Annotated in this window: 14 protein-coding genes; 9 read left to right on the forward strand and 5 right to left on the reverse strand. The window is 66.7% G+C overall.

Going from position 1 to position 21,340, the window contains the following annotated elements:
- Window positions 1-179 precede the first annotated feature (179 nt).
- From JYP50_RS00510 to JYP50_RS00540, 7 genes are all read left to right on the forward strand, one after another.
- On the forward strand, window positions 180-1,382 hold the full coding sequence (locus JYP50_RS00510) for an acyl-CoA dehydrogenase family protein (RefSeq protein WP_206558497.1): 1,203 nt from the start codon (window positions 180-182) through the stop codon (window positions 1,380-1,382).
- 10 nt (window positions 1,383-1,392) lie between these two features.
- Window positions 1,393-2,523 carry an acyl-CoA dehydrogenase family protein gene (locus JYP50_RS00515; RefSeq protein WP_206558498.1) on the forward strand — a complete coding sequence of 377 codons (1,131 nt, stop codon included), beginning with the start codon at window positions 1,393-1,395 and terminating at the stop codon, window positions 2,521-2,523.
- 99 nt (window positions 2,524-2,622) lie between these two features.
- Window positions 2,623-4,011 (forward strand): ABC1 kinase family protein, encoded by a 1,389-nt coding sequence (locus tag JYP50_RS00520; protein ID WP_206558499.1) that lies wholly within the window; start codon window positions 2,623-2,625, stop codon window positions 4,009-4,011.
- A 280-nt stretch (window positions 4,012-4,291) separates the two neighbouring features.
- Entirely contained in the window at window positions 4,292-7,036 is a 2,745-nt protein-coding gene (locus JYP50_RS00525; protein ID WP_206558500.1) for a TonB-dependent receptor, read from the forward strand.
- 164 nt (window positions 7,037-7,200) lie between these two features.
- Window positions 7,201-8,115: an N-acetylglucosamine kinase gene (gene nagK, locus JYP50_RS00530; protein WP_241262676.1), complete on the forward strand. Its 915-nt coding sequence runs from the start codon at window positions 7,201-7,203 to the stop codon at window positions 8,113-8,115.
- A gap of 9 nt (window positions 8,116-8,124) precedes the next feature.
- Window positions 8,125-10,350, forward strand: a complete 2,226-nt coding sequence (locus JYP50_RS00535) for a beta-N-acetylhexosaminidase (protein ID WP_206558501.1) — start codon at window positions 8,125-8,127, stop codon at window positions 10,348-10,350.
- A gap of 23 nt (window positions 10,351-10,373) precedes the next feature.
- The gene (locus JYP50_RS00540; protein ID WP_206558502.1) at window positions 10,374-12,209 is read left to right on the forward strand and encodes a sodium:solute symporter family protein; all 1,836 of its coding nucleotides are present in this window, start codon (window positions 10,374-10,376) and stop codon (window positions 12,207-12,209) included.
- Window positions 12,210-12,334: 125 nt separating this feature from the next.
- Here the strand turns inward: JYP50_RS00540 and nagB are convergent, their stop codons facing one another.
- Genes nagB through JYP50_RS00555 form a run of 3 tightly spaced genes read right to left on the reverse strand, consistent with a single transcriptional unit; the run spans window position 12,335 to window position 15,338 of the window.
- Window positions 12,335-13,129: a glucosamine-6-phosphate deaminase gene (gene nagB / locus JYP50_RS00545; protein ID WP_206558503.1), complete on the reverse strand. Its 795-nt coding sequence runs from the start codon at window positions 13,127-13,129 to the stop codon at window positions 12,335-12,337.
- Entirely contained in the window at window positions 13,126-14,304 is a 1,179-nt protein-coding gene (nagA, locus tag JYP50_RS00550) for an N-acetylglucosamine-6-phosphate deacetylase (protein ID WP_206558504.1), read from the reverse strand. Before nagA ends, nagB begins: the two co-directional genes overlap by 4 nt.
- A complete protein-coding gene (locus tag JYP50_RS00555) occupies window positions 14,301-15,338 on the reverse strand; it encodes a LacI family DNA-binding transcriptional regulator (protein ID WP_206558505.1) in 1,038 nt (345 codons plus the stop codon). Before JYP50_RS00555 ends, nagA begins: the two co-directional genes overlap by 4 nt.
- Before the next feature lie 264 nt (window positions 15,339-15,602).
- Between JYP50_RS00555 and JYP50_RS00560 the strand changes: the two genes are divergently transcribed.
- Entirely contained in the window at window positions 15,603-16,277 is a 675-nt protein-coding gene (locus tag JYP50_RS00560) for a 2OG-Fe(II) oxygenase (protein WP_206558506.1), read from the forward strand.
- A 14-nt stretch (window positions 16,278-16,291) separates the two neighbouring features.
- Here JYP50_RS00560 and JYP50_RS00565 read toward each other — a convergent pair whose 3' ends face one another.
- On the reverse strand, window positions 16,292-17,287 hold the full coding sequence (locus JYP50_RS00565; protein WP_241262678.1) for a calcium/sodium antiporter: 996 nt from the start codon (window positions 17,285-17,287) through the stop codon (window positions 16,292-16,294).
- A 124-nt stretch (window positions 17,288-17,411) separates the two neighbouring features.
- Between JYP50_RS00565 and gdhA the strand changes: the two genes are divergently transcribed.
- Complete coding sequence (gene gdhA / locus JYP50_RS00570; RefSeq protein ID WP_206558507.1) at window positions 17,412-18,767, forward strand: NADP-specific glutamate dehydrogenase; 1,356 nt, start codon at window positions 17,412-17,414, stop codon at window positions 18,765-18,767.
- Window positions 18,768-18,849: 82 nt separating this feature from the next.
- Here the strand turns inward: gdhA and katG are convergent, their stop codons facing one another.
- Window positions 18,850-21,075, reverse strand: a complete 2,226-nt coding sequence (katG, locus tag JYP50_RS00575) for a catalase/peroxidase HPI (protein WP_206558508.1) — start codon at window positions 21,073-21,075, stop codon at window positions 18,850-18,852.
- Window positions 21,076-21,340 lie beyond the last annotated feature (265 nt).

The following is a 21,340-nucleotide window of genomic DNA, read 5'->3' on the forward strand; positions in this document are numbered from 1 at the left end:
GGCCGCGCGAACGGGTCCACGTCGGCCCACTGGAATTGCCTCGGGTGGTCGCCAGGAGGACATTTTAAGTTGACACTGTCAATACTAGACACCTCCGGGGGCGGCTTGTAAGGTTTTTGGCTCGCGCGCCGGGCGGCATCCAGCCCGGGGCGGATAATTATCGAGCGAGGAGCTGTCCCGTGAGCGCCACCGACCAGGAACTGAAGGAATTTCGCGGCCAGGTATCCGCCTGGCTGTCCGACAACAAACCCGCCGACCCCGGCTTCCTGCTGCCGCAGTCCTTCATGGAGGTGGGCACCGAGCAGCAGCTGGACTTCCTGCGGGAGTGGCAATACCAGGTGTGGAACGCGGGCTACCTGGGCCTGGCCTGGCCCAGGGAGTACGGGGGTGGGGGTGTCGAGCCGGTGTACCAGAACATTGTCGACCAGGAGATGCGCCGCCACGGCGTGCCGATCTGCTTCAATGTGATCGGTCTTGGCTGGGCCGGCCCGCTGATCAATGATATCGGCACCGAGGAGGAGAAAGCCCGCTACCTGAAGGGTATTCTCACCGGCGAGGATATCTGGTGCCAGGGCTTCTCCGAGCCGGATCACGGCTCGGACCTGGGCAGCGCCCAGACCCGCGCGGTGCGCGATGGCGACGATTACGTGATCAACGGCACCAAGATCTGGACCACCCTGGGCAACTACGCCAAGTACATGATCCTGCTGGCGCGAACCAACCCCGATGCCGGGCGCAAGTACGATGGCCTGTCTTTCTTCCTGTCGCCCATGCATGTGCCGGGCATCGAGGCGCGGCCGATCCGCAAGTTGACCGGTGAGTACGGCTTCACCGAGACCTTCTTCACCGACGCCCGCATTCCCGCCGATTGCCTGATGGGCGAGGAAGGACAGGGCTGGAAAATCGCCATGCAAACCCTGCAGTACGAGCGTGGCGCCGAGGCTGGCGCCGCCGGCGGGCTGGCTTTTGAGCGCATCGTTATCGACGACATGATCGCGCAGCTGCGCGACATGACCCGGGACGGCGAGCCACTGCTGTCGGAGCCGGTGGTGCGGGACCAGCTGGTGCGCCTGATCATGGAGGAGAAGGCCATCGCCCTGGGTGACAAGCGCGCCGCCATCGCGCCCCTCAACACCGATTACCCCTTTTCGCTGCAGCTCTCCAACAAGTTGCGTTTTTCCGAGTACGCCCGGCGCATGCGCCAGACAGCGGTGGACCTGCAGGGAGCGGCGGGCAGTCTCTATGTGGGTGACGAACAGGCCCGGCAGGGCGGTTTCTGGCAGCGCGCCTACTTCAACAGTTTTTCCGCCACCATTGGCGGCGGCACCAGCCAGGTTCAGGCCAATATCATCGCCGAGCATGTGCTCGGCCTGCCGAAGTGAGGAAGCGACCATGAGTGTAACCGCCAATACCACCCTGCGCTTCGACGAGGAGCAGGCCATGATCATGGACGTGGCGAGAAATTTCTGCCGCGAAAAATCCCCCATCAGCGCGGTGCGCGCGCAGCTCGATTCCCCGCTGGGTTACGACGAGGCCCTGTGGCGGGAAATCGTCCAGCTGGGCTGGACCGGCATCGCCCTGCCGGAACATGTGGGTGGCGCCGGGCTCGGCGTGTCGCACGCGGTGGCCATTGCCGAGGCCATGGGCCGGGCCATGCTGGGTACCCCTTTCCTCAGCAGTACCCTGGCGGGACAGTTGGTGGCGCGGGCGACGCCGGGACTGCGGGTGGACGCCTTCCTGGCGGATGTCGCCGCCGGCGTGCCGGCCACGGTGGCCCTGCAGGAGAACCCCGACTGGGGCTCGGACGCCTGCGACTGCCTGTTCGACGACCGGGGTGTGCTGCACGGCAGCAAGTGTTTCGTGCCCGACGCGCTGGCGGCGGGCTGGTTCGTGGTGGTCACCCGCCACCGCGGCGCGCCGGCGCTGGCCCTGGTCAGGGCGGAGCAGTTGCCCGAGGGCGCCATCCGTCCACACACCCTGGTGGATGAAACCCGGCGCGCGGCCACGGTGGATTTCACCGGCGTGCAGCTCGAACCCGAGGCCATTATCGCCGGCGACCAGGTCACGGTGGCCCTGTGCGACCACTACCTGCTGGGCGCGCTGCTGGTGGCCGCCGATGCCTGCGGCAGCGCGGGCGCCTGCCTGGACACCACCGTGGAGTACCTCAAGACCCGCAAGCAGTTCGGCAAGCTAATCGGCTCCTACCAGGCCCTCAAACATCCCTGCGTGGACATACTCACCGGCCTCGACGCGGCGCGCTCCTTCGTCTACCACGCCGCCAGCCTGGTGGGCGACGGCTCCCTGGACCGCGATGCCGAGATCGCCTGCCGCATGGCCAAGGCCCAGGCCACGGACGCGCTGTGCCAGGCCGGCGACCGGGCGGTGCAGTTCCACGGCGGTATGGGCTTTACCTACGAGTGCGACGCCCAGCTGTACATCCGCCGGGCCCAGTGGAGCCAGCAGCAGTTCGGCGACGCCCTGCATCACCGCAAGCGCCTGGCGGTGTTGCTGCTGGATCAATAGGCATGAATCCGCCGGGCGCGGCCCGGCGGACCATGGTCATCTCGCGCGCGGCTTGCGCTGGTATAGTGTGGCGGTAGTTGAGCGGACAGCGGGCATGCCATGGCGAAAAAATCCTCCCCCTTCGGACGCAGCGGCCTTGGCCGGGGCCTGAGCGTATCCCTCGCGGGCCTGCGCGCCGGCGGCGCCTTCGCCCTCGACAACGCCATCGGGCGGCTGCGCGGGGGGGAGGGGGAACCGCTGGATTCGGCCTTCGCGCGCCGCGAGGCCCGGCGCTTCGTGTCCGAGCTGGGGCGGCTCAAGGGCACCTACGTCAAAATCGGCCAGATGCTCGCCCTGCTCGGCGAGCATTTCCTGCCCCCGGCGTTGACCGCGGCCCTGCACGAACTGGAATCCGCCACCGAACCATTGCCCTGGTCCGAGGTGGAGCCGCTGCTGCGCGAGGCCCTGGGCCCGCGCTTCGACGAGCTGGAGATAGAGCGCCGCGCGTTGGCGGCGGCCTCCCTGGCCCAGGTGCACCGGGCCACGGTGCGCGACACCGGCGAACAGATCGTGCTCAAGGTGCAGTACCCGGGCCTGGCGGGGGTGATCGACGCCGACTTCGACGCCGTGGTGCGCATGTTGCTGCTGGCCCGCTGGGTCCAGGCCGGGCGCGACCTGGACGACTGGCTGGGCAGCATGCGCGAGCAGCTGCACCACGAGATCGATTACCGCCGCGAAGCCGACATGATCGCCGAGATGGCGCGCCTGGCGGCGCAGGCCAACGCCGCCGGCGCGCGGCCGGTGCGCTATCACGTTCCCGCGCTGTACCCGGCGTACTGCGCCGATACCGTGCTGGCACTGGAATTCATCGAGGGCCACCTGGTGACCCGGGCCGAGGTGGCCCAGCTCAGCCAGGCGCGGCGCGATGCCCTGGGCGAAGCCATGCTGGAGCTGTTTTTCTTTGAGCTCTACGACTGGGGCCTGCTGCAGACCGACCCCAATTTCGGCAACTACCTGCTGCGCCTGTCGCCGCAGGGCGATGAGTTGGTACTGCTGGATTTCGGCTCGGTGCTGGTGCCCGACGACGCGTTCCTGTTGCACCTGGGCAACACCATCTCCGCCGGCATGGCCGGCGACGAGGACACCCTCGTCGACAGCCTTATCGGGCTTGGCTGCCTGCGCGAGGACAGTGGCGAGGAGGCCCGGCACAGCTTCGCCGCCTTCTGCATGCGCCTGCTGGAACCCCTGCAGGCGCCGGCGTCGCTGCCGCCGCGATACCTGAACCGGCAGGGCGAATACCGCTGGGGACACTCGCAGTTGATGCGCCGGGTGGGCAAGCAGGCCGCGAGTTCCGCCGCCACCCGGCACTTCGCCACGCCCACCCGGGAGTTTGCCTTGATCGCGCGCAAGCTGACCGGCGTGTTCACCTTCATTGCCGTACTGGGCGCGGAATTCAATGCCCACGGGATGGCGCAGCGCCACATCGAGGCCTGGTTGAAGCGCGACTGATCCGCGCTGGTCTGATCTTGCGCCGGTCTGTCCCTAGGCCTTCTCCCCGCTTTCTCCCGGCCTTTCCCCGGTAAATCAATGGCCTACGGCGCCGGTCGTGGCCGCGTGCCGCGCCGCGCCGAAAATTTCCGTCGCCGGGTGTTGACAACGTTGTCGCGCGCTCGTAGGGTAGTCTGCGACAACGTTGTCATAGGTTTGTCACACCAATGCGCTAGGGCGTGCCCGGATGGCCGGGACACCGTCGATTGAATAAGCAGAACATAGCGAGGGGGGAAATCCCGTGAACACGATCCAAACAGCAATTCGTCGCCTTGCCGGGGGCAATGCCCGGTATCTGCACAGCTCGCTGTCGGTATTGGCCCTGTGCGGCGCAGTCGGTTCCGCCCAGGCCCAGGAGGCCGACGGCGCCGCGCCGGCACTTGAGGAAGTGGTGGTCACCGGTATCCGCGGCAGTCTCCAGGAGTCGCTCGACACCCGCCGCTACGCCAATGCCATTGTCGACGCCATCAATGCCGAGGACCTCGGCAAGTTTCCCGACAAGAACGTGGCGGACTCCCTGTCCCGGATCACCGGCGTGTCGGTGACCCGCGGCTTCGGCGAGGGCGAAAAGATTGCCGTGCGCGGCACCTCGCCCGACCAGAACCGCACCCTGCTCAACGGCGCCGCGGTATCCTCCGCCGACTGGTTCGTGCTGGACAATCCCTCCCGCGCCTTTAACTACACCCTGCTGCCGTCCAACATTGTGTCCTCGCTGGAAGTGTACAAAACGCCGCAGGCGGATATGCAGGAAGGCTCCCTGGGCGGCACCGTGGTGCTGCGCACCCGCCGGCCCCTGGACATGGAGGCCAACGAGGGGGCGCTGCAGCTGCAGGGCATGTATTCCGAGACCTCCGAGGAAGTCGACCCCCTGTTGTCGGGCCTGTACTCGTGGAAGAACGACGCCGAGACCCTGGGTTTCAACGTCTCCCTGACCAAGCAGGATCGCACCCTGCTGCGCGAGGGCACGGAGATCCTCGGTTTCGAATATCAGGATTTCGGTCGCGGCAGCACCTGGACACCACGAGCGCTGGGCGACGCCTACTTTACCCAGGATCGCGAGCGCGAGACGGCGCTGGTCACCGGGCAGTGGCGCCCCACCAAGCAGGGCCAGTTCACCCTGACCTACCTGAACTCCGACCTGGAGGCCGCCAACACCAACCACAACAACTACCAGTGGCTGAACGGCCAGGCCGGGGGCGGCACCATCGACCCGCAGACCGCGCAGTTGCAGGGCGGTGGCGTGGTGGCGGGCCAGGTCAGCGACAACTACGCCGAGTATTACGTGATTGAGCGCGACTCCTACAGCGAGACCGAGTCCATCGATCTCGAGTACCTGCACGACTTCGACGGCGCGCGCATTACCGCGCGAATTGGTCATACCGAGGCGGAAGGGGGGACCTCCTCCGACAAGCAATACGGTTTTGACGCTGTCCCGCGACAGCCCGGCTCGTTGTCCGGCACCTCCTTTAACGGCCTCGATTCCACAGCCTTCGTCGACGGCAGCTCCCAAACCGAGGAGCAGCTGCTCTCCCGCGGCCTGGGCTGGATGATGGAAAACCAGCGCATCATGAGCGACGAGGAAGACTACGCCACCGTCGACTTCGAGTTCGACACCGATCTGGGCGTATTCCACAGCTTCAAGACCGGCCTGATGTACCGGGATCACGACAAGGGGCAGTTCCAGAACGGTGTGCGTTTCCACTGGCTGACCGACGCCATGCACTCCGACGACGCCGAGTCCTACGGCGGTGGGGACGACAGGTCCGGCTGGGATCGCTGGCTGTACGGCAACCTGGATGCCGGCACCCTGGGTGACTACGCCTACAACGAGTCCGGGGCCCCCTATCCCCTGCTGAATGTGGGGCGTGCGGAATCGGTCATCTTCTCCCGGGATGCCTACGCCAACGCGGCCACCATCCTGTTCCTGCCCGAGACCTGGGACGTGAACGAAAAGATCTACGCCGGCTACTTCAAGGGCGATTTCGAGGGCGAGGGTTTCCGCGGCAACATCGGCCTGCGGGTGGTGCAAACCGAGGTCGCGTCCCGGGGCTACAACTGGGACGGCGACTGGCTGGCCGCCAGTATCGACATGATCGGCGGCTACCAGCTGCTGGTTGACTCGATCGACTCCCGCGGCGATTTCAATGTGCGCCAGGAGACCGTTGACCACGAGTACACCGAGGTGCTGCCCAACCTGAACGTGGCCTTCGACCTGAGCGAGGACCAGATCCTGCGCCTGTCGGCGGCCAAGGTGATGGCGCGCCCCGATTATCTGCGCATCGCCAACCAGGAATCGGCCAACACCGAGACCCGCACCGGTACCCGGGGCAACCCGGAGCTGGACCCGGAAACCGCCAACCAGTTCGACGTGGCCTGGGAGTGGTACTTCGCCGACCAGTCGCTGCTGGCGCTGACCTACTTCACCAAGGACATCGCCGACACGGTGATCTCCAGCACCTCGACCGGCGTGCGTTTTGACGAAAAGACCGGCCAGGACGTGGAGGTACAGTTCATCCAGCCGGTCAACGGCAAGGGCGTCGACGTTCAGGGCCTGGAAGTCAGCTACCAGCAAACCTTCGGCAACTTCGGCGTGGTGGCCAACTACACCTACACCGACGCCGAGAGCCGCGACGATCGCGACCCGGTGAACCGCCCGGGGTCGGGCCTGGTGGAGGGCAACTCCGAGCACATGGCCAACCTCACCGGCTACTTCGAGAACGACTGGGTCAGTGCCCGGCTGTCCTACAACTACCGCACCGAGTGGTACGACGGCATCTCCGACTTCGGCTCGGAAATGTACATCGACGACTATGGCCAGCTGGACGCCAACCTCACCTTCACGGTCTGGCAGAACCTGGACCTGGTGCTCGAGGGTATCAATATCACCGGCGAGGAGCTGGAGCACTTCCACATCGACACCGGGCGCAAGGCGCGGCTGTACGACAACGGCGCCCGCTATGTGGTGGGGCTGAACTACCGATTCTAGCGTTGTGTGTCGGGCGTCGCGGTGGCGCCCTGCTTGATAGCCGGGCCAGTAGACCCTGCTTGACCTTGGCTGGTGTGCCAAACCGGGACGCCAGCTTTTTTTTACCTGGACACTTTGCAAGCGCGGCGCGCCGCGGTGGCGGGGAGTCCCCTGGACGAGTGACCATGAGCATGAACTGTGCACAGGCGGGCGCCGGCGCGCTGTTCCTCGGGATCGACGGCGGCGGCAGCAAGTGCCGGGCGCTGCTGGCGAACGAAGTCGGGCGTGAACTCGGCTCGGGAACCGCCGGGCCGGCGAACCCCTTCCAGAACTTCGAACAGGCCTGCGCCTCGATCCGGCAAGCCGCCGACCAGGCGCTCACCGACGCCGGCCTGGCGTCGGCGGATCTGGCGCGGGTGATCGCCGGGGTCGGCCTGGCGGGGGTCAACATCCCCAGGATTCACCAGCGGATGAGCCAGTGGCGCCACCCATTCGCGGCCATGTACCTGACCACCGACATTCATGTCGCCTGCCTTGGCGCGCACGGCGGCGAGGATGGCGCGGTAATCGTTGCCGGCACCGGGTCGGTGGGTTACGTGTGCCGGCATGGACGCAGCCACAGCTATGGCGCCCACGGTTTTCCCTTCGGCGACAAGGGCAGCGGCGCCTGGATCGGATTGGAGGCGCTGAAGGCGGCGCTGTTGGCGCTGGACGGGCTCGGCCCCGGGACCGCGCTGTTGCCGGCGATTGAGGGCCGGCTCGAAGTCGACGGCTTGGATATCGTGGCACACATGGCCGGCGCGCGCTCCCGGGATTACGCGGCGCTGGCGCCCCTGGTGCTGGAGTGCGCGGAGCGCGGCGATGCGGTGGCGCTGGACATCGTGCGTGCGGCGGCGGCCTATTTCGACCACCTGGCCGCTAAACTGCTGGGACACGGGGCCGACCGCTTTGCCCTGCTCGGCGGGCTGGCGCGGCGCATCGCACCCTGGTTGTCGCCCACCTCGCGCGCCGCGCTGGTGCCCGCTCGCGGGCAGCCGGACCGGGGCGCGCTGGCCTTCGCCATGGCGCGGGCGGCGACAGCCGTGGCGGAGCCGGGCTAAACTCGCCCTATGTCCTGTCCCGTCATTCCGCTCCCCGCCCGTGCGACGCCGGCTTCCGGCGGGTTTGTCCTGACCGCGGCGACCCCGGTGCGGGTCGCCAGCGGAGACCTGGAGCCGGTGGCGGCCTACCTGCGAGGCCAGCTGCGTTGCGCATCCCACGCGGCGCGCGCCGACGCGGCGTCGGCTGCCAGTCCGCCCGGCATTGACCTGCGTCTCGACCCGGCCCTGTCTGGGGCGGAAGCCTACGCGCTGCACATCGACGAGGCGGGGATTACCCTGGCGGGCGGCGCCGCCGCCGGTTGCTTTTACGCGGCGCAGACCCTGCTGCAGTTATTGCCGGTGGAGGTCGCGGCCGGAGGGCTCGTGGCCGGGCGCGACTACCACCTGTCCTGTGGCGAGTACCGGGATGCCCCGGCCCTGGGCTGGCGGGGCATGCATCTGGACTGCTCGCGGCATTTTTTCCCGCCGGACTTCATCCGCCGGTACATCGACCTGCTGGCCATGCACAAGATGAACCGCTTCCACTGGCACCTCACCGACGACCAGGGCTGGCGCCTGGAGATTGCGCGCTACCCGGCGCTGACCCGGATCGGGGCCTGGCGCGATCGCACGGTGGCGGGCCACACCTCCGATCATCCGCGGCGCTACCGCGAGGAGCGTCACGGCGGCTTCTACAGCCGGCGCGAGGTGCGGGACATTGTCGCCTATGCCCGCGAGCGGCATGTCGAGGTGGTGCCGGAAATCGATATTCCGGGCCACGCGGCCGCGCTGCTGGCCGCGCACCCGGAACTCGCCTGCCGGCGCCGGGAATTCCAGGTGGAATCCCATTTCGGCATTTTTCCCGATGTCCTGTGCCCGAGGGAGGAGACCTTTGCCTTTCTCGAGCAGGTGTTTACCGAGGTGGCGGAATTGTTCCCCGGCGACTACGTACACATCGGCGGCGACGAGGTGGTAAAAACCGCCTGGAGGGAATGCGCGCACTGCCAGCAGCTGATCCGCGACCGGGGTCTCGGCGACGAGGACGGCCTGCACGGCTACTTTGTCGCCCGCGTGGCGGAGATACTGCGGGGCCTGGGCAAGCGAGTGGTGGCCTGGGACGAGGTGCTCGCTGGCGCCGTGTCCCGCGACACCACCGTCATGTGCTGGAATAGCGACGCCGGCCGGCGCGCCCTGGAGGCGGGTTATCCGGCGGTGATGACCCCGGTGGACACCGTGTATTTCGACTTCTACCAGTCCACCTCCCGCGACGAGCCGCGCGCCATCCACGGCCTGTCCACCCTGGGCAGGGTCTATCACTACCGGCCGCAACCGGCGGGCCTCGGCGGCGGGGAGGGCGGCCGTGTGCTCGGCGCCCAGGGCAACGTGTGGACCGAGTACCTGCCCACCGGGGACGCGGTGTGTTACGCCGCGCTGCCGCGGATGTCCGCCCTGGCGGAAGCCCTGTGGTGTGGTGAGCGCCGCGACTGGGCCGACTTCTGCGGTCGCCTGCCGGGCCTGCTGGCGCGCTTCGACGGCCTGGGCGTCCCCGCCGCGCGCAGTGTCTACAAACCCATGGCCGGGGTGGCGGAATTCTCCATCGACAGGCTGCGCGCGACCCTGGATTGCGAGATGCCCGGGGTCGCGCTGCACTACACCACCGACGGCAGCGCGCCCCACGCGGGCAGCTCGCGCTATACGGAGCCCGTCGAGGTGAGCGGCTATACCATACTGCGCGCCGTGGGGATCGACGCGAACGGCGAGCTTCACGGCGACGAACGCCTGCACCTGGTGGCGCACCGGGCGCTGCGCAAGCCGGTGTACCGTTTTCGCGACGAGGGCCTGCAGCGGGCGCCGGAACTCGCCCTGCTCACCAACGGTTGCCGTGGCAACGAGCGCATTTTCCATTATCACGAGTGGGCGGCCTTCGACGGCGCTGAGGTGGACATCGTGCTCGACCTCGAACAGGCCCTGCCGGTGACCTCCCTGGCCTTCAATACCCAGGCCGGCGCCCACCGGCATTTGCCGCGCCCCGCGGGTGTGCGCCTGTGCGGCTCCGAGGACGGCGTGCACTGGCGCGCGCTGGCGCGCCTGGAGGGCGACGCGATACCCGCCGACGGCGGCGTCACCCTGTGTTGTGACGGCGAGCCCCAGCGCTACCTGCGCCTGCGGCTGGACAACAGCCAGGGGCACTACAGCCCGGAAACCCGCCGCGAGCAGCGCGCGACGCTCTACCTCGACGAGCTCGTGGTCTACTGAGCAAGTCATAACAAAGGGACATCATGAAGCTCGCCACCATCGACATCCTGATCATCGCCCTGTTCCTGGTCGGCACCATCGGCCTGGGGCTGTGGCTGTCGCGCCTGGCCAGCCGCAACCTGCAGACCTATTTCCTGGCCGGCAACGACATCCCCTGGTACATGCTGGGGTTGTCGAACGCCTCGGGAATGTTCGATGTCTCCGGCACCATGATCGCGGTGGCCTGGATGTTCGTCTACGGCGTGAAAAGCGCGTGGATTCCCTGGTTGTGGCCGGTGTGGAACCAGATCATCATGATGATCTTCCTCGCCCTGTGGATGCGCCGCTCGAAGGTGCTGACCGGCGCCGAGTGGATCAGTTTCCGTTTCGGCGACCGCGGCGGCGCGCGCCTGGCCCACCTCGTCACCGTGTTGTTCGCGGTGATCATCGTGATCGCCTTCATGGCCTACTTCGTGGAGGGGATCGGCAAGTTCTCGGCCCAGTTCCTGCCCTGGGACCTGGCTTTCAGCCTCGGCGGCGTGCGGTTCAGCAGCGAGGACAGCTACGCCCTGGTCATCATTGGTCTCACCACGCTCTACACCCTCAAGGGCGGCTTCTACAGCGTGGTTGGCACCGAGGTCATGCAGTTCCTGGTGATGACCGTGGCCTGCCTGATCGTGGGGGTGATCGCCTTCAACGCCACCACCGCGGAGCAGATACGGGCGGCGGTGCCGGAGGGCTGGGACAGCCTGTGGTTCGGCTGGGAACTGGGACTGGACTGGTCCTCGCTGCTGCCCGCGGCCGATGGCCGTATCGCCGAGGACGGCTACGGGGCCTTTGGTTTCCTGTTCATGCTGATGGTGTTCAAGGGCATCTTCGCCAGTTTGGCGGGTCCGGTGCCCAGCTATGACATGCAGCGGGTACTGGGCACGCGCTCGCCCTCGGAAGCGGCCAAGATGTTCGGCCTGACGCCGCTGGTGTTGTCCTTCCCGCGCTATTTCATGATCGCCGGCATTACCGTACTGGCCCTGGTGTACATGGACAGCAGCGCCCTGGTCGACGCCAGAGGCCGCCTGGACTTTGAACAGGTGCTGCCCTACGCCATCTCGGAATACGTGGACGCCGGTTTTCGCGGCCTGCTGCTGGCGGGCCTGCTGGCGGCCTTCATGTCCACCTTCGCCGCCTTTATCAACGCCGGTTCGGCCTACGTGGTCAACGATATCTACCGCAAGTACATCGACGAGAACGCCAGCGACCGGACCTATGTGCGTTTGGGCTACCTGGTTACCGCCGCGCTGGTGGTGACGGGCCTGTACTTCGGCTTTGCCGGTGGCAATATCCAGGCTCGCACCGACTGGATCGTGGGCCTGCTCTACGGCAGCTACGTGGCCTCCAACGTACTCAAGTGGCTGTGGTGGCGCTTCAACGGCTTTGGCTATTTCAGCGGCATGCTGGCGGGCATGCTGGGGGTGGCGCTGATTCCCCCGGCGCTGGAGGCGGCGGGCTACCAGCTACTGGCCATCCAGCAGTTTCCGCTGCTGCTGGCGGTGGCCCTGCTCGGCAGCGTGGCCGGCTGCCTGCTGACGGCGCCGGTGGAGTGGGAGCAGCTCAAGCTGTTTTACCGCCAGACCCGGCCCTGGGGTTGGTGGGGGCCGGTGGCGGCGGCGGTGGTGGCCGAGGCCCCGGCTTTTCGACCCAACCGGGACTTCGCCCGTGACATGGGCAACGTGCTGGTGGGTATCGTGTGGCAGATGACCCTGGTGGTGATCCCCATGTTCGCCATGATCCGCGCCACCGACAGCCTGCTGTGGAGCGTCGGGGTGTTCGCCCTGACCACCTGGCTGTTGAAGAAATACTGGTGGGATCGCCTGGAGGATTAAAAAGCGGCGCAATGAATTGCGCCCTACAGGAAGCGCACGCCACCCCTGTAGGGTCGAATTCATTCGACCAACAATCGGCGGAATGAATGGCCCGAAAAGAGGGGCCGGCCCTCCGCCCTACGCGTTCATCCCCGCCCCAAACGTGCCAGCAGCGCCTGGTTCTCGCGTTCGATATGCTTGAAAAAATCCGGCTGGCTCAGGTGGCTGGCGGCGTCCTCGTCCACCAGCACCACGGTTGCCGGGTGCATCTGCAGGATGGAGGCGGGGCACCAGGCGGACACGGGGCCCTCCACCATTGCCTTGACCGCCGCCGCCTTGCTCTCCCCGGTGGCCAGCAACACCACCAGGCGCGACTCCATGATGGTGCCAATGCCCATGGTGATGGCCATGTGCGGCTGGGGTTCGCCGGCGCGGAAAAAGCGCGCGTTGTCGTCGATGGTCTCCCGGGTCAGGGTTTTTACCCGGGTGCGGGAGGCGAGGCAGGAGGTGGGCTCGTTGAAGCCGATATGGCCGTTGCGGCCAATGCCGAGCAGCTGGATGTCGATGCCGCCAGCGTCGACGATGGCGCGCTCGTAGTCCTCGCAGGCGGCGATCGGGTCCGCCGCGTCGCCGGCGGGCACGCGGGTATTGCCCGGCGCGATATCGATGTGGTCGAAGAACTCCCGCTGCATGAACTGGCGATAGCTCTGGGGGTGCGTGGCGGGCAGGTCCAGGTACTCGTCCAGGTTGAAGCTGCGCACCTCGCCAAAGCCCAGCAGCCCGGCGCGGTGGCGGGCGATCAGCTCGCGGTACAGGCTCACCGGCGTGGAGCCGGTGGCGAGCCCAAGCACCGAGGCCGGCTTGCGCGCCAGTTGCTGCTGGAAGAGGTCGGCGCCGTAGTGGGCGACTGCCGCGGGATTGTCGAGAATCACGACTTTCATGCTTGTTGGTCCTGTTGTCCCCCTGCCTGGAGGTGTGACTGGTGTTGTCCCGCCGCCCAGGTGTCCAGCACCCGCAGGTCGTTGTCGAGATGCAGCAGGTCGGCGCGATATCCCGGGGCAATGCGCCCCAGGCGATGTTCTTCTCCCAGGAAGGTGGCCGGATAGCGGGACGCCATGCGCAGGCACTCGACCAGCGGCAGGCCGACCTCCCGGTGGCAGTAGCGCACCGCGTCGATCATGCCGATGGCGCTGCCCGCCAGGGCGCCCTCGGCATTGACCAGGCGGCCGCCGCGGACCTCGATGCGCTCGCCGTAGAGCTCGAACCAGTCGCGGCTGTCGCCCACGGTGGCCATGGCGTCGGTCACCAGGCACAGTTTGCCGGCGGGCAGCGCGCGCTGGGCGACGCGAATACTCGCCGGATGGACGTGGTGGCCGTCGGCGATGATTCCCGCCCAGCAGTCGCCACCGTCGAGGGCCGCGCCCACCGCGCCGGGTTCCCGGCTCGCCAGGGGGCTCATGGCGTTGAACAGGTGGGTGAAACCGCGCAGGCCCTCCGCGCGCGCCGCCGCGATCTGTTGGTAGCTGGCGTCGGTGTGGCCGGCGCAGACCCGCACGCCGGCGGCGGTGAGTGTGGCGATGGCGCCAGCTGGCAGGTGCTCCGGGGCCAGGGTCACCACGGTGGGCACCTCGCTCGCCAGCGCCGCCAGCCAGCGCAGGTCCTCGCTGGAGGGCTCGCGAATCATGTCCGCGCGGTGGGTGCCGCGGCGCGCGGCGGCGAAGAACGGGCCCTCGATGTGAATGCCCAGTACACCGGAGTTGCCCGCGGCCATCGCCGCCCGTACCGCCATCGCGGCGGCGCGCTGCACCGCGGGGGTGTCGCTGATGACCGTGGGCAGCATGGCGGTGGTTCCGGTGGCGCGGTGGGCGGCCACCATGCGCTCGATCCCCGCCCGGTCGGGGCTGTTGTTCAGCAGTACGCCGCCGCCGCCGTTGACCTGGATGTCGATAAAGCCCGGGGCCAGAAAGCCCCCGGCCAGCTCAAGGCATGGTGTGCCGGGGGGGATATCGTCCCGGCCGACGATAGCCCGCACCATGTGCCCGTCCAGCAGAACCGCGCAGCACCCGCGCCACCTGTCGCCGTCGAACAATCGCGGGGTGAGCAGCGCCCGGATCATTGCGCGGGGGGGCAGGTCGAGTCCCGCACCACGAGTGTGGGCAGGAAGCCGTTGTCGGGCAGTGCGTCCGTCGCTGTGTCGGTGCCCTGGCGCGCGGCGCGAATGCTCGCGATCAGGTGGCTGGCGGCGCTGCCGGCGATCGCGGTATTGGGCTGGTGCGCGGTGGTGAGTTTGGGCCAGGTCTGGCGCGAAAAGGGGCTGTCCTCGAAACCGACGATGGACAGCTCCTGCGGCACCGCCACCTCGCTGATGCGGGCCGAGAACAGCGCCCCCGCGGCGATCTCGTCGTTGGCCGCGAAAATCGCGGTGGGACGCGGGTCCCCGGTCAGCAGCTGCCGGGTGCGCTCGGCGCCGGAGTCAAAGTTGAACTCGCCCGGGACGATCAGGGTGTCGTCGCGCTCGATGCCCCTATCCGCCAGGGCAGCCAGGTAGCCGCGCCGGCGCTCCATGTTGGAGCGGTGGATGTCCTCGCCGCCGAGAAAGGCGATGCGCCGGTGGCCGAGGCCCGCCAGATAATCGGTGATGGCGAAGGCCGCCTGGTAGTCGTTGACGAAGATGCAGGGCTCGTTCTCGGCGGGGTCCGCGGTGCCGGATACAATACGCACAAAACTGAGCTTGCGACGGCGCAGCGCCGCCACCAGCTCCGGAGTCTCTGAAAATGGGGGTGTCAACACCAGGCCGGCGATGTGTCCGTGACTGAGCATCTGTTCCAGTTCTTCCTGCACCCCGTCGGATCGGGAGTTTAGCGGGTGGATCAGCAGCTCGTAGCCCTGGGCCCGGCACTCCGCCAGCAGGCCGTGCTGCATTTCGATGACGTAGTGGCTGTTGGGGTTGTCGTAGATAAAGGCGATGAAGCCCGGCGCCCCCCGCAGCTGGCGGGCGGACAGGTTGGGCTGGTAGTTGAGTTCCTCGATGGCCGCCCACACCCGGCGCTGCAAGTCCTCGCCCACCGAGGGCTCCCGATTGATGACCCGGGACACGGTTTTGAAGGAGACGCCGGCGAGCTTGGCGACGTCCTTGATGGTGGCTTTCATTCCGCGCGGTGTCCTCGTGCCTGCGTGGGCGGGCTGGTGAAATGCAGCCTATCGATGCCCGTGGTCCCAAAGGGGCAGTGTAACGGAAAGGTTCCGGTGGTGACAACGTTGTCATGGCTTTGTCACAATCGCGGGGCGAGTGTCGCCCCTGCGCGGTTTGGAGGCCGGATTCCCGTATGGCGCGTGCAGGGCGCCGGGGCTATAATCGCGCCGCCCCGAGCGTCCCGCGATCGCGAACCGGACCCGGTCACACTGGAGTCTCCCATGCAAACGCCCGCACCGCAGTCGCCCGTGTCCGCGACACCGCAGGACGACGGCGCGCTGTTCGACCGTATCGCCGATGCCTTGCGCGAGCGGGGTTACGCGGTGTGCCCCAACGCGCTGCCGCCTGCCCTCTGCGCGGCGCTGCTGGCGCAACTGCAGGCGATGAACAGCGCCGACTTCTCCCGCGCCGGCGTGGGTCGCGAGGAGGACTGGACGTTGAACAACTTCGTGCGTTCGGACGCCATCTGCTGGATCACCGGGGCATCGCCGGCGGGGGGCGACTGGCTGGATTGGGCGAGCCGCTTGCGACAGCACCTCAATCGCCAGTTGTTGCTGGGCCTGTTTTCCTTCGAGTCCCATTTCGCCCACTATCGCCCCGGTGACTTCTACCGCAAGCACCTCGATGCCTTTCGCGGCGACACCAATCGGGTGTTGTCCGTGGTGGCCTATCTCAATCCCGACTGGCAGGCGCCGGACGGTGGCGAGCTGCTGATGTACCTCGACGCCGAAGGCGGAAACACCCTCAAGGTCCTGCCGGGACTGGGCACGGTGGTGGTGTTTCTCAGCGAGGAGTTTCCCCACGAGGTGTTGCCCGCGCGGCGCGACCGCTACTCCATCGCCGGTTGGTACCGGGTCAACACCTCCCGCGGCGACCGCATCGATCCGCCGCAGTAGGCCTCGCCCGCGGGTCAGGCGACGGCGCTGGGCGCCAGGTAGGTGTGTACGAGGTAGGCCGAGTAGGCGCAGAAGCAGACCAGCAGGGCTGCCCCCTCGACGCGGTTGATGCGCCGCGTGCCGCGGCGGAAACTGAAGCCGATCACAAACAGCGACACCGTCAACAGGGCCATGATCGACATATCGCGGTTGACGATCGACTTCTCCACCACGAAGGGCTCAATGCTCCCGGCGATACCGACCACCGCCAGGGTGTTGAACAGGTTGGAGCCGATCACGTTGCCCAGGGCCATGTCGTGCTCGCCCTTGCGCGCCGCCATGATCGACGACACCAGCTCGGGTAGCGAGGTGCCCACCGCGACGATGGTGAGGCCGATGATCAAATCGCTCACCCCAAAGCCCGTGGCCAGTTCGACCGCGCCCCATACCAGCAGGCGCGAGCTGGCCACCAGCACCAACAGGCCCGCCACCAGCCACAGCCAGGCGTTTTTGAGGGGCATGACGCGGTCGGGCATTTCCTGTTCCAGCTCGGCCACCAGCGAATCGCCGTTGCCGCGCATGCCCAGGAAAATGGTCCAGGTCATCAGCGCGGCAAACACCGCCAGCAGCACCAGGGCGTCGGTGCGCGACAGGTGGCCGTCCAGTAACTGCAGGATGGCCAGTGCGGTGATACCGGTGAGGATGGGCAGTTCCTTGCGCAAAACCTGCGATTGCACCGCGATCGGGCTGATGAGCGCGGTCAGGCCCAGCACCAGGGCGATGTTGGTGATGTTGGAACCGTAGGCGTTGCCCAGCGCCAGGCCGGGGTTGCCCTGCAGGGCCGCCAGGGCCGATACCAGCATCTCTGGCGCCGAGGTGCCGAAGCCGAGAATCACCATGCCGATAAGCAGCGCCGGCATGCCGAAGTGGCTGGCGATGGACGCGGCGCTGTCTACGAATTTGTCGGCGCTCCACAGCAGCAGAATGAGGCCGGTAAGTACGGCGATGATGGCGGGTAACATGCGCGGCATTATACGTGGGCCGCCGGTTATGCGGTCAACCAATTTCGATTATCAGCGGAACGGACTTTTTCGAACCGCCTTTGACCGGTATGCTTTCGCCGCCAAATAAACGACGTAGAACAGGAATGCGTGTATGAATGCACAGCAGGTGGAAGACCTGACAAGCTTTATGGAGGCGGTAGTGCGCCGCAACCCCGGTGAACCCGAGTTCCACCAGGCGGTGCACGAGGTGGCGATGGATATTATTCCCTATCTCGCCGACAAGCCGCTGTACAGGGACATGATGGTGCTGGAGCGGATGACCGAGCCCGATCGCATCATCAGTTTCCGGGTAGTTTGGCAGGACGATCACGGGGGTGTCCAGGTCAATCGCGGCTATCGCGTTCAGCAGAACAACGCCATCGGCCCCTACAAGGGCGGGCTGCGTTTTCACCCCACCGTGACCCAGTCGGTATTGAAGTTCCTGGCTTTCGAGCAAGTGTTCAAGAACAGCTTGACCGGCCTGCCGCTGGGCGGGGGCAAGGGCGGCTCCGATTTCGATCCCAAGGGCAAGTCCGACCTCGAGGTGATGCGTTTTTGCCAGGCTTTCATGACCGAGTTGAGCAAACATGTCGGGCCCGACACGGACGTGCCCGCCGGGGATACCGGCGTGGGCGCGCGGGAAGTGGGTTACCTGTTTGGGCAGTACAAACGTTTGGTGAATCGCTTCGAGGGCGTGCTGACTGGCAAGGCCCTGGAGTTCGGCGGTAGCCGCATTCGTGCCGAGGCCACCGGGTATGGGGTGGTGTACATGATGCAGGACATGCTGGCCCACCACCACGAGAGTATTGACGGCCGTACCTGCGTGGTTTCGGGCTCGGGCAACGTGGCCACCTACTGTGCCGAAAAACTTATTCAACTTGGCGGCAAAGTGGTTACCCTGTCGGATTCCTCCGGATATATCCACGACCCCGAGGGCCTGACCCTGGAAAAACTGCAGTGGGTCATGGAGCTCAAGAACAAGCGCCGCGGTCGCATCGAGGAGTACGCCCGTGAGTATGGCGTGGAGTATCACGCGGGGGAGCACCCCTGGGGCGTACCCTGCGATCTCGCCTTCCCCTGCGCCACACAGAACGAGATCGATGGCGCCGAGGCCCGGACCCTGATCGAGAACGGCTGCCGCGCAGTCGCCGAGGGCGCCAATATGCCCACCACGCCGGACGCTATCAAAGTGCTGCGCGCCAGTCCCGGCCTGCTACACGCGCCGTCCAAGGCCGCCAATGCGGGCGGCGTGGCGGTCTCCGGTTTGGAGATGAGCCAGAACAGCCTGCGCATGCAGTGGAGTCGCGAGGAAGTGGACAAACACCTGCGGGAAATCATCGCCAGCATCCACGCGCAATGCGTGGAGTTTGGCACCGCCAGCGATGGTCATGTGGACTATTTCAAGGGCGCCAACATTGCCGGTTTCAACAAGGTGGCCTCGGCCATGCTGGCCTACGGGGTGATGTAGGCCCGCCCGCGGGGCGATAAAAAAACGGCGCCACCGCAATGGGTGGCGCCGCTCGCCCGACGGACAGCCGGCTTACTTCAGTTTACGACTCCACGTCGAAGCGATCCGCGGTCATGACCTTGGTCCAGGCCGCAACGAAGTCCTCGACGAACTTGCCCCCGCTGTCGCGCTCGGCGTAGAACTCGGCCACGGCGCGCAGCTCGGAGTTGGAGCCGAAGATCAGGTCCACCGGGGTGGCGGTCCATTTCTGCTTGCCGCTGGCGCGGTCCCTGCCGACGTAGACGCCCTGGCTGTCGCCGGATTTGCTCCAGTCCGTCGACATGTCGATCAGATTGACGAAGAAGTCATTGCTCAGGGTGCCGGGGCGGTCGGTGAAGACGCCGTGCTGGCTGCCGTCGGCATTGGCGCCGAGTACCCGCATGCCCCCGACCAGGGCGGTCATCTCTGGCACGCTCAGGTCCAGCAGCGCGGCGCGTTCGACCAGTGCCTCCGCCGGCGGGCGCGGGAAGTCGGGCGCCACGAAATTGCGGAAGCCGTCGGCCCTGGGCTCGAGTACCGCGAAGGCCTCGACATCGGTCATCTCCTGGGAAGCGTCGGTGCGGCCCGGCACGAAGGGCACCTCGATCTTGTGGCCACCCTTGCGGGCCGCCTCCTCAATCGCCGCGGCGCCGCCCAGCACGATGACATCCGCCAGTGACACCTGGGTCCTGCCGGCTTTCTTGTTGAAGTCGCGCTGGACCCCTTCCAGTTTGCCCAGAACACGCGCCAGCTCCGCGGGCTGGTTCACGGCCCAGTCCTTTTGCGGCGCCAGGCGAATGCGCGCGCCGTTGGCGCCACCGCGCATGTCGGTGTCGCGGTAGGACGCGGCCGAGGCCCAGGCGGTTTTCACCAGGTCCGAGGTGCTGAGGCCGGTGTCCAGGATCGCCGCTTTCAGTTTCTTGATATCGCGGTCGCTGACCTGTTTGTAGTCGGCGGCGGGCACGGGGTCCTGCCAAATGAAGGTCTCCTTCGGCGCCCAGTCACCCAGGTAGCGAGAGGTCGGCCCCATGTCGCGGTGGATCAATTTGAACCACGCCCGGGCGTAGGCCTTTTCGAACTCCTCGGGGTTGTTCAGCCAGCGCTGGGTGATCTTGCGGTAGCTGGGGTCTTCCTTCAGCGCCAGGTCGGTGGTGAACATCATCGGCGCGTGGCGTTTGTCGGGGTCGTGGGCGTCCGGGACCATGTTGGCGCCGGCGCCGCCCTTGGGTTTCCACTGCTGGGCGCCGCCCGGGCTGGTGGTCAGTTCCCACTCGAAGCTGTACAGGTTCTGCAGGTAGTTGTGGGTCCACTCGGCCGGGCTCACGGTCCAGGCGCCCTCCAGGCCGCTGGTGACGGTGTCGGCGCCCTTGCCGGTGCCGCACTTGTTTTTCCAGCCCAGGCCCTGTTCCTCCAGCGGCGCCGCCTCGGGTTCGGGGCCCACGCAGTCGGCGGCCTTGTGCGCGCCGTGGGCCTTGCCGAAGGTGTGGCCGCCGGCGATCAGCGCCGCGGTTTCCTCGTCGTTCATCGCCATGCGGCCAAAGGTGTCGCGAATGGCCCGCGCGGCCTCCAGCGGGTCGGGGTTCTTGTGCGGGCCTTCCGGGTTGACGTAGATCAGGCCCATCTCGGTGGCGCCGAAGGGGCCCTCGATCCTGCCCTGTTCATTGCGTCGCTGGTCGGTCAGCCATTCGCCCTCGGCGCCCCAGTTCACATCCTCGGGCTCCCACTCGTCGGCGCGACCGAAGGCGAAACCGAGGGTTTTGAAGCCCATGTCGTCCATCGCCAGGTTGCCGGCGAGCACGATCAGATCGGCCCAGGACACGGCGTTGCCGTATTTTTCCTTGATCGGCCACAGCAGGCGGCGGGCCTTGTCCAGGCTGGCATTGTCGGGCCAGCTGTTGAGCGGCGCAAAACGCTGCATGCCGCCGTCGGCGCCGCCGCGACCGTCAATGGTGCGATAGGTGCCGGCGGCGTGCCAGGACATGCGGATGAAAAACGGGCCGTAGTGGCCGAAGTCGGCGGGCCACCAGTCTTGCGAAGTCGTCATCAGTTTGCGCAAGTCCTTTTCGAGCTCGTCCAGGTCGAGTTCCTCAAAGGCCTGCGCATAGTCAAAGCCGGGACCCATGGGGTTGGCGGAGGCGGAGGAGTCACGCAGTGGCTCCAGGCTCAGCCGGTTGGGCCACCAGTAGTCGTTGTCGGGCATGTCCGCGGCGGCGGCGAGATAGGGGGTCGATCCAATCGCGCACAGCGTGGCGACCGTCAGTACCTTTCTTAACGTTCTGGGTTTGCTCATTGTGGACCTCTCATCAAAGTGCCTGCGTGGGTATCGCAACCTCGATGAGCAGGATTCAGCAGTGCCTCGATGCCGGCGTGGCCGTGAACCGATTGCCGCTTCCCTGCTATCGACCCGTTAAGTGTAGGCGGGCATTGGCGATCGATCTAATTCCCAAATTTGAATTTATAGTTCTATTTTTTGGAACGACTGTGCGTGGCTCGCCCGCGAGGGAGCGGCGGCGGAGGGGGTTGGTCGGCGGCCGCGAGGCGGGCGGCTGCCGACC

Source organism: Parahaliea mediterranea, from assembly GCF_017255185.1.
In the GTDB taxonomy this organism is placed as follows: Bacteria; Pseudomonadota; Gammaproteobacteria; order Pseudomonadales; family Halieaceae; genus JAFKCZ01.